General features: G+C 33.8%; 12 protein-coding genes and 1 tRNA gene. 7 read left to right on the forward strand and 6 right to left on the reverse strand.

Features of this window, described 5'->3' with window-relative positions:
* The 6 genes from BD31_RS07740 to BD31_RS07765 form a co-directional block, all read left to right on the forward strand.
* On the forward strand, positions 1-268 hold a 268-nt coding region (locus tag BD31_RS07740; RefSeq protein ID WP_008300868.1), incomplete at its 5' end, for an AAA family ATPase.
* Positions 269-271: 3 nt separating this feature from the next.
* Positions 272-901, forward strand: coding sequence for an EMC3/TMCO1 family protein (locus BD31_RS07745; protein ID WP_008300858.1), 630 nt, complete (start codon positions 272-274; stop codon positions 899-901).
* Positions 898-1,458 (forward strand): cytidylate kinase-like family protein, encoded by a 561-nt coding sequence (locus tag BD31_RS07750; RefSeq protein WP_048097581.1) that lies wholly within the window; start codon positions 898-900, stop codon positions 1,456-1,458. Before BD31_RS07745 ends, BD31_RS07750 begins: the two co-directional genes overlap by 4 nt.
* On the forward strand, positions 1,455-2,456 hold the full coding sequence (locus tag BD31_RS07755) for an RNA-guided pseudouridylation complex pseudouridine synthase subunit Cbf5 (RefSeq protein WP_008300865.1): 1,002 nt from the start codon (positions 1,455-1,457) through the stop codon (positions 2,454-2,456). The genes BD31_RS07750 and BD31_RS07755 overlap by 4 nt, the downstream gene beginning before the upstream one ends.
* Complete coding sequence (locus BD31_RS07760) at positions 2,423-2,929, forward strand: hypothetical protein (protein ID WP_008300878.1); 507 nt, start codon at positions 2,423-2,425, stop codon at positions 2,927-2,929. The genes BD31_RS07755 and BD31_RS07760 overlap by 34 nt, the downstream gene beginning before the upstream one ends.
* Positions 2,930-2,996: 67 nt before the next feature.
* A tRNA-Ser gene (locus BD31_RS07765) sits at positions 2,997-3,097 on the forward strand.
* Positions 3,098-3,465: 368 nt separating this feature from the next.
* Here BD31_RS07765 and BD31_RS07770 read toward each other — a convergent pair.
* The 3 genes from BD31_RS07770 to BD31_RS07775 all read right to left on the reverse strand — a co-directional run bounded on the left by BD31_RS07770 (position 3,466) and on the right by BD31_RS07775 (position 4,736).
* Positions 3,466-3,660, reverse strand: coding sequence for a hypothetical protein (locus BD31_RS07770; RefSeq protein ID WP_008300872.1), 195 nt, complete (start codon positions 3,658-3,660; stop codon positions 3,466-3,468).
* Between the two features lie 85 nt (positions 3,661-3,745).
* Positions 3,746-3,901, reverse strand: coding sequence for a hypothetical protein (locus BD31_RS10380; protein ID WP_193353394.1), 156 nt, complete (start codon positions 3,899-3,901; stop codon positions 3,746-3,748).
* A 208-nt stretch (positions 3,902-4,109) separates the two neighbouring features.
* On the reverse strand, positions 4,110-4,736 hold the full coding sequence (locus BD31_RS07775) for an HYR domain-containing protein (RefSeq protein WP_158641241.1): 627 nt from the start codon (positions 4,734-4,736) through the stop codon (positions 4,110-4,112).
* 232 nt (positions 4,737-4,968) lie between these two features.
* Between BD31_RS07775 and BD31_RS07780 the strand changes: the two genes are divergently transcribed.
* Positions 4,969-5,361, forward strand: a complete 393-nt coding sequence (locus BD31_RS07780) for a DUF6659 family protein (protein WP_306459946.1) — start codon at positions 4,969-4,971, stop codon at positions 5,359-5,361.
* Between the two features lie 523 nt (positions 5,362-5,884).
* On the opposite strand, the gene BD31_RS07785 is transcribed toward BD31_RS07780, so the two are convergent.
* The 3 genes from BD31_RS07785 to BD31_RS07795 all read right to left on the reverse strand — a co-directional run.
* Positions 5,885-6,319 (reverse strand): hypothetical protein, encoded by a 435-nt coding sequence (locus tag BD31_RS07785; RefSeq protein ID WP_100222204.1) that lies wholly within the window; start codon positions 6,317-6,319, stop codon positions 5,885-5,887.
* Positions 6,320-6,391: 72 nt separating this feature from the next.
* Positions 6,392-6,730 (reverse strand): winged helix-turn-helix domain-containing protein, encoded by a 339-nt coding sequence (locus BD31_RS07790; RefSeq protein WP_008300869.1) that lies wholly within the window; start codon positions 6,728-6,730, stop codon positions 6,392-6,394.
* Position 6,731: 1 nt separating this feature from the next.
* On the reverse strand, positions 6,732-6,941 hold a 210-nt coding region (locus BD31_RS07795), incomplete at its 5' end, for a DUF7521 family protein (RefSeq protein WP_048097586.1).

Consider the following 6,941-nt stretch of genomic DNA (forward strand, 5'->3'; position numbering starts at 1 on the left):
ACCTGAACACGTTCTAAAAATTATCCAACCAACGAATTTCATATCTGTCTCTGCAAAACCTGAAGAAATCTACAATAGACGAATGAAAGATGATACCCGTAATAGAGATAAAATCACCCTGCCTAATATCAAAAAAGAATTAGATGTTCAATCAGGCATGATTTCTGCATGTGCTGTGCTTACTGGCTCTCCCGTAAAACACATTCTAAATAGCGAGGGAAAGGTTGATGAAGCAGCAGATAAAATAATCAAGGCAATAGGACTGTAAAAAATGGATTTTAACTTTATTCTACTCTTTATCGACTCAATACATCTCCAACTGGATTTTCTTCATGGTTCAGGAAGACAAGCTCTGGGAAGCGATGATCCTATAGTAAAAGGATTGATTCTTGGAATGTTTGCAGTATCTGGATTTGGTATTTTGCTTAATCTCTTTAACGCCGCAGTAAGAAAGAAGATGGTTGATCAAGTAAAACTCAAACGAATTATGAAAGAGACACGTGCATGGCAAAAAGAACGAATGGCTGCAATGAGAGCTAAAGATCAAGCAAAGGTAAACGAGCTAGGGAAAAAATCTTCGTACATGAACAAAATGTCCATGGAGATGATGCAGATGAACATGAGACCAATGATGATTACATTTGTTCCGTTAATCTTGATATTCTATCTTGTATTGCCGCAATTGTTTGCTCACACTGTTGCCCTTTCGCCAATTTCACTAAATATCATTCCTGGAGATTTCTTCCAACTAACATGTACTGCTGCTCAAGCATTAGAAGAAGGTCATGTTTGCTTTGGTAAAGAAAATGCATTGTATCTATGGGCATGGTATTTTCTTTCATCAATTTCATTCAGTGGAATTATCATGAAATTAACAAAAACATCAATGGATCTTAGTTGATGAAATCTATTGTTATTTCTGGTCCTCCTGCAGTAGGCAAAACAACTGTTGCTAAAGGATTAGCAGAAGAATTTCAATTACAATATCTTAGCGGAGGCGATGTGCTAAAGGAGATGGCAAAAGAACATGGCTTTGCTTCTGATGGTGATGATTGGTGGGATACTGAAGAAGGAATGAACTTTCTTAATCAACGTGAACAAAATTCAGAATTTGACAAAAAACTTGATGAAAAATTGATACTTCTTTTCAATAAGGGTGGGATGGTAATTACCAGCTATACTCTACCATGGTTGATAAAAGACGGAATTAGAATTTGGTTAGAAGGCTCTCATGAGAGTAGCTCCCAAAGAATGCAATCACGGGATAATATGAGCCCAAATGATGCCTATGAAATTACAAAAAAACGATTTGATAAGAATAAGGCATTATACAAAAAACTCTATGATTTTGATTTCGGTGATGATAAATCTGTGTTTGATTTAATAATTAATACTGATAATCTTACTGCACAGCAAGTAATTGATGTAGCAAAGGAAACTGTGAGAAAACTACTATGACTCTAAAACAACTTGAAAATCTAATTGAAATTGATCAAGATGTCACTGATAATGCTTATGGGACATATTATGATAAAAGAACAATTGAACAACTTCTAAACTATGGAATAATTTTGTTGGACAAGCCACCAGGTCCTACAAGTCATGAAACTGTCGCATGGACAAAACGTCTTTTGAAGCTTCCAAAAATTGGTCATAGTGGAACACTAGATCCTCAAGTTTCAGGAGTTTTACCCCTTGGGCTAGGTGAAGCAACTAAAGCATTGGGTGTTTTACTTTATGGTCCAAAAGAGTATCATGCACTAGGACGAGTTCATTCATTACCCTCTAAAGAAAAACTAAATGAAGTAATTGAAATGTTTCGGGGAGAAATATTCCAAAAACCTCCCCAACGTTCAGCAGTTGTAAGACAGACAAGAACTAGGACTATCTATGAATTTGAATTACTAGAACAAAAAGAAAGATTACTCTTGACAAGAATACTATGTGAGGCAGGAACCTATGTTAGAAAATTATACTATGATATCGGAGAAATTCTTGGACCTGGTGCAACCATGGTTGAGTTAAGACGTACCAGAGTTGATCAGTTTTCTGAAAAGGATGGACTAGTCACTTTACATGAACTTGCAGACGCATTTGCATTGTGGGAAGAGAAACAAGATGCCAGTAAATTAATGAAAATGATAAAACCTGTAGAATATGCACTCAGTGAGTTAAAGTCAGTAGTGATTCGTGATTCAGCAGTAGATGCCATGTGTCATGGAGCACAACTTGCGATTCCCGGTATTTTGAAAATTTCACCAAATCTCAAAAAAGGTGACATTGTTGGAATTTATACCCAAAAAGGAGAGGCAGTTGCACTAGCTGAGGCCGCAATGTCCGAAGAAGAGATTCGTGATGCAACAAAAGGATATGCATTTGTTACAAACAGGATCATCATGGCTCCAAACACATATCCTAAAAAATGGAGAACAAAACCAACCACTCCAAAGGATTAAAAAATAAAGAAATTATTTTAAAAGAATTGTTATCAAAAACTCTTGTAATTTTTATCGGTGTTGGCATTATTGCAGGATTTGCATTTGGAATTTATTTGATTGATGTTAAAAACACCAGTCAATTATCTTTTGTTGAAGGATCTTCTATTTCGATAGTAACTGAAAAATTTGATTTTAAAAAAGGTGAAGCGATTAAAATTAAAATTATAAATTCTGGAACTACTCCTTTGACTTTTACTGATGCCTCTTACGGCCTTAGAATTACAGGATTGTCTGGAATACTGATGTATACTCCTGTTTCTGCACAAGTGATATCTCATTTAGAATCTGGAGATGAAGTTGAATTTTTATGGGATCAGATTAAAAATGATGGAGATGTTGCATTGGAAGGTCTTTACAAAATCTCTGCGAAAGGAATGGATACAGATCAAAATACTGTAGAAAAATCAACCACTATTACAATCTGGAAGTAATTTTTCATTTCCTAAATAACACAATATATAATCACATTTCTCCAATCACCTTTGTCGCAAGACTTGTGCCGGGGTCGCCTAGCCTGGTAGGGCGCGCGCCTGGAAATTGTTAACCATAAAGCGCGTTCTCGCAAGGGAACGGGAGTTCAAATCTCCCTCCCGGCGCCATTTTTTAATGCTAAACGGATCTTTCAAATCTTGCTTGAAGATATTTTCAATCATGTTTAGTCCAATTTACTCAGATCGGTTAAACAACCCTCCATTTCTTTATATGATTATTTGAATGATAATGGCGTAACCCTATATTTGCAGAACTTTGAGAGATTTCCTCTCTTTGTCAGGTATCCTGAACGCCATTTTTATTCTGCAGGGCTACGCTGTCTATTCTTTGTCTTGGATGTCTGATGACATCAATATCTGATGTCTTCGATGTATTTAACAACTGATATGAAATTTCTAAACATTTGTTCATTTATTTTTCCAAAATTTTTCTTTGAGGCTAAAATTGCCTTGTTTTATCACCCATTCAAAAATATCTAAAATAATTTAGATGATGCTTCTTGAATTTCTTTATTTTTTTCAGTGAGTTTTTTTATTTGTTCGTCTAATAACTCACTTTTTGAATCATCTGACTTCATTTTTTCATAATCTCCAAATAACTCCTTGTATTCTTTTTGTAGGTTTTCATAATTGTCAACATCTTTTTTGTCATATTGAGTCTGAGTCAACATAACTCTGTATTTTTTTTATCTGAAATGTATTGTTGACAAAAAAAATTGTTAAATGATAAATTTTTTTCAAGTTGAAACGAGATTATTACTCTATTCCTGCACCACCAGTAGGATTTTTTTTAAATTCTAGCAGTTTTCTTGAACACGCAAGCATCTCTTCATTGGTATGTTTACTTTTCAAACGCTTACACATTGGACAAATTTCATCTCCTGATGATGATTTTGGAGGTTCAGTCATCATAACATGCATTTAGATGATGATCATTTATAATATTTTTTAATCATTAGATTATTTGCACAAACTTTCAGTATGGAAAGTTTCAATTAATGATGGTCTTATCTGAATCTACATTTTAGACATATGGAATTAATATGATTCAATCTTTGAACGTATTTTGCATCTCCTTAAGTATGGCTGGTCAAAAACCAAATCCATCCTGTGTTTCTTTTTAAAGTTGAATGATATTTCGATTAATTAGCCATTGTAACATTATAGAGTATTCATCATCAGTGATTTTATTATCTACCCACGATTTTGCATTGGTTTTAATCCAAACTGGAATTTCAGATTCAGAATTATTTGGACTTTTTGCAAAAGGGATCTGAACTAATCTTTCTTTGATTAGAAACCCCATTGTTTTTGCATATGTTTTATCATCTATTGAGTTTTCAATCCAAAGATGAGTTGGCTGTTTTACCCATGAAGGTATTTGGACAATATCGTACCCAATAGTTACAACGAAAGATGCCTTACTTTTATTGCCAGCAGAATCTTCTGTTTCACATCTAACAGTTGTTTTACCTAGTTTGAAAATACTACCTGATATCTTATCACATTGAGCATGAACTTTTCCATTAACATTGTCTATTGCATTTACTTTGAAATCAACTTTGATAGGATCTTTGGATATGATGTAGATATTTTTAGGAATGAAAAGTTTTGGAGGCTCATTATCAATAGTTTTAGATGGATTATTTTGTTCATCACCTGATGCGGTTGCAGAAAATAGTGACATTAACACAACTACAGCTAAAAACAATTCAAGTTTTTTATGTTTCAAGTATGATTTTTCCATTTTCATTAACCTTGATTCAATGAATTAAGCATTGCGTCAAAATCATCAGTGATAATACTTGATTTTTTGATACTTTACACATGGGATTCTAATTTGCATGATGTATTACTAGTAGAAAGTTATTTGTTAATACTGAAAATACTGTGACATGCCTTGTCATCAAAATTAATTAACAATGTTAAGCAATGCATTATAATAAAAATGACTAAACTATAATGATCATAAAATGACTATGTCTGTCAAACAACACAACCTTTTAGATGTTTTCTGCAATGTAATGTGTAATAAATCAAAAATTCGATTCTGTGGAGTTATAAACTCAATGGGACGTCTTGTTGGTGGCAGTTTTAAAGATGGAATACAGCCTTTAGACAATGATTTACAACGACAGATGCTATATATGCAATCAAGAATAGAACTGTCTCTGAAATCTGAATTTAACAATAGTTTGGGATTTGTCAATTATGTTGTAACCTATAGGGACAACGTAGTGATTATCAACATTCCATCGGACAGTCAAAAATATCATATTTTGATATCTGCAGAAAGAGATTCAAATGTAAATGAAATAATTCATGATGTAACTGATTTATTCAAAGAAATGGAAGGAATGTCTATAACGTGACAACCCTTTGCTAGAGTTTATGAAAAAATAGATTATTGGTTTTTTATTTTTTACCCCATTTACTCTCAAATTCATTTTGAGTGATTGGTATTAGGGATTTACACTTTACACATCTACGCACTTTATTGTGCTTTGAGTATCTCCAAACATGAGATTCACTTTTTTGATGACAGTTCATGACTAACTAGATTCTGTATCCACTTAAGCGTATTGGATTTTAGAATCTCTGAGTACCCACGGCGCTTTTTTAAAAACATCTATCGACAATATTTTCTACAACTTGTTTCAGTAAATATTGTGCATTGTAATGGATCTTGTAAAAAATACACTGCTAAGAGTAACAGTATGGAGGGTGGTAGATATGAGCAAGGTCAAAAACGATGCCCACAATGTGAATTGTTCGTCAAATGGGAAGGATTATGGTGCCCTTGCTGTGGACGTTTATTGAGATCAAAACCTCGAGCTAAAAAATTGAAACATGGGTTACGTCGTGTTAAATAAAAAATAAAATAAAAAAACTAGTCTATGCCAATATACTAGCTTTCTTTGTTTTTCTAATTGCCGCAATTATGTATATTGATGCTGCAATAATGCCGCCTTGAAGCACTTTACTTCCTAGGTCTATGACTCCGATATCATCTTGTTGGCCAACTAATGGCATATCTACGGTTCTTGATAAAACGTATAGCGTTATCAATGCACCTGAGCCAATGATTGCAAGCCAATATGGTGTTCTGCTTGAATGTCTGCTACTTATGGCCCATAATCCAACTGGAATGTATGCTCCTCCTACTGTAGCAAAGAAAACAGATTCAATCAATGCACCTTCAATAGATTCACCTACGTCTTGCTCTTCGTAAACTTCATTTGCTTCTGCAATCTCTTCAGTTGCTACAAAAAGATACACAGCACCTGAAGCTATCATCAGAAATGCAACTGATGCTATTGCAAATTGCATTAAATTTTTGTTCATAGATGGTATTTTTGAATGACAATATAATGGATTTCTATCATTCCCAAAAAAAGAGAACTAGTCTGAAAACTTTTGCCATAGTCTTACAATTTTGTCTTCCATCTTTACATGTTCAAGTGTATAAGATAGAACTCCGTCTCTAAATGTAACAACAATCTCATAAATCCAATTTTTATAATAACTCTCATCAAGCCCCTCTAGCGTTCTAACTACTTTGGTTTTTTTAATAATCTTCAACTCTTCTAATTTGCGTACCTTTCTGTATGTTGTAGACTGCGGAATATTTAGCAAATTAGACATTTGTTGAATGGTAAGTTCTGTTTTGGAAAGTACTTTGATGATCTCTTTACTTTGTTCATCTGACAATACAGAAATAATGTCTTCCGATTCTTCCATTTCAGCTTCGTTTCACTGCTAAGATTAGGACTATGAATCCTGCAACCTCTATGCTCTCTTCGATTATTTCTAAAACTTCTGCTTCTAAAAAGGAAAACACATCTCCTAAAATCGTGTCTCCAATGACAATTAAAGTAAAACCTATCACAAGTAGTGCCATTGGTGGATATTTTGTTTTTTTGAATGCCTTTATGGCCAAGTAGACAAGGGC

This window comes from Candidatus Nitrosopumilus salarius BD31, assembly GCF_000242875.2.
Classification (GTDB): domain Archaea; phylum Thermoproteota; class Nitrososphaeria; order Nitrososphaerales; family Nitrosopumilaceae; genus Nitrosopumilus; species Nitrosopumilus salarius.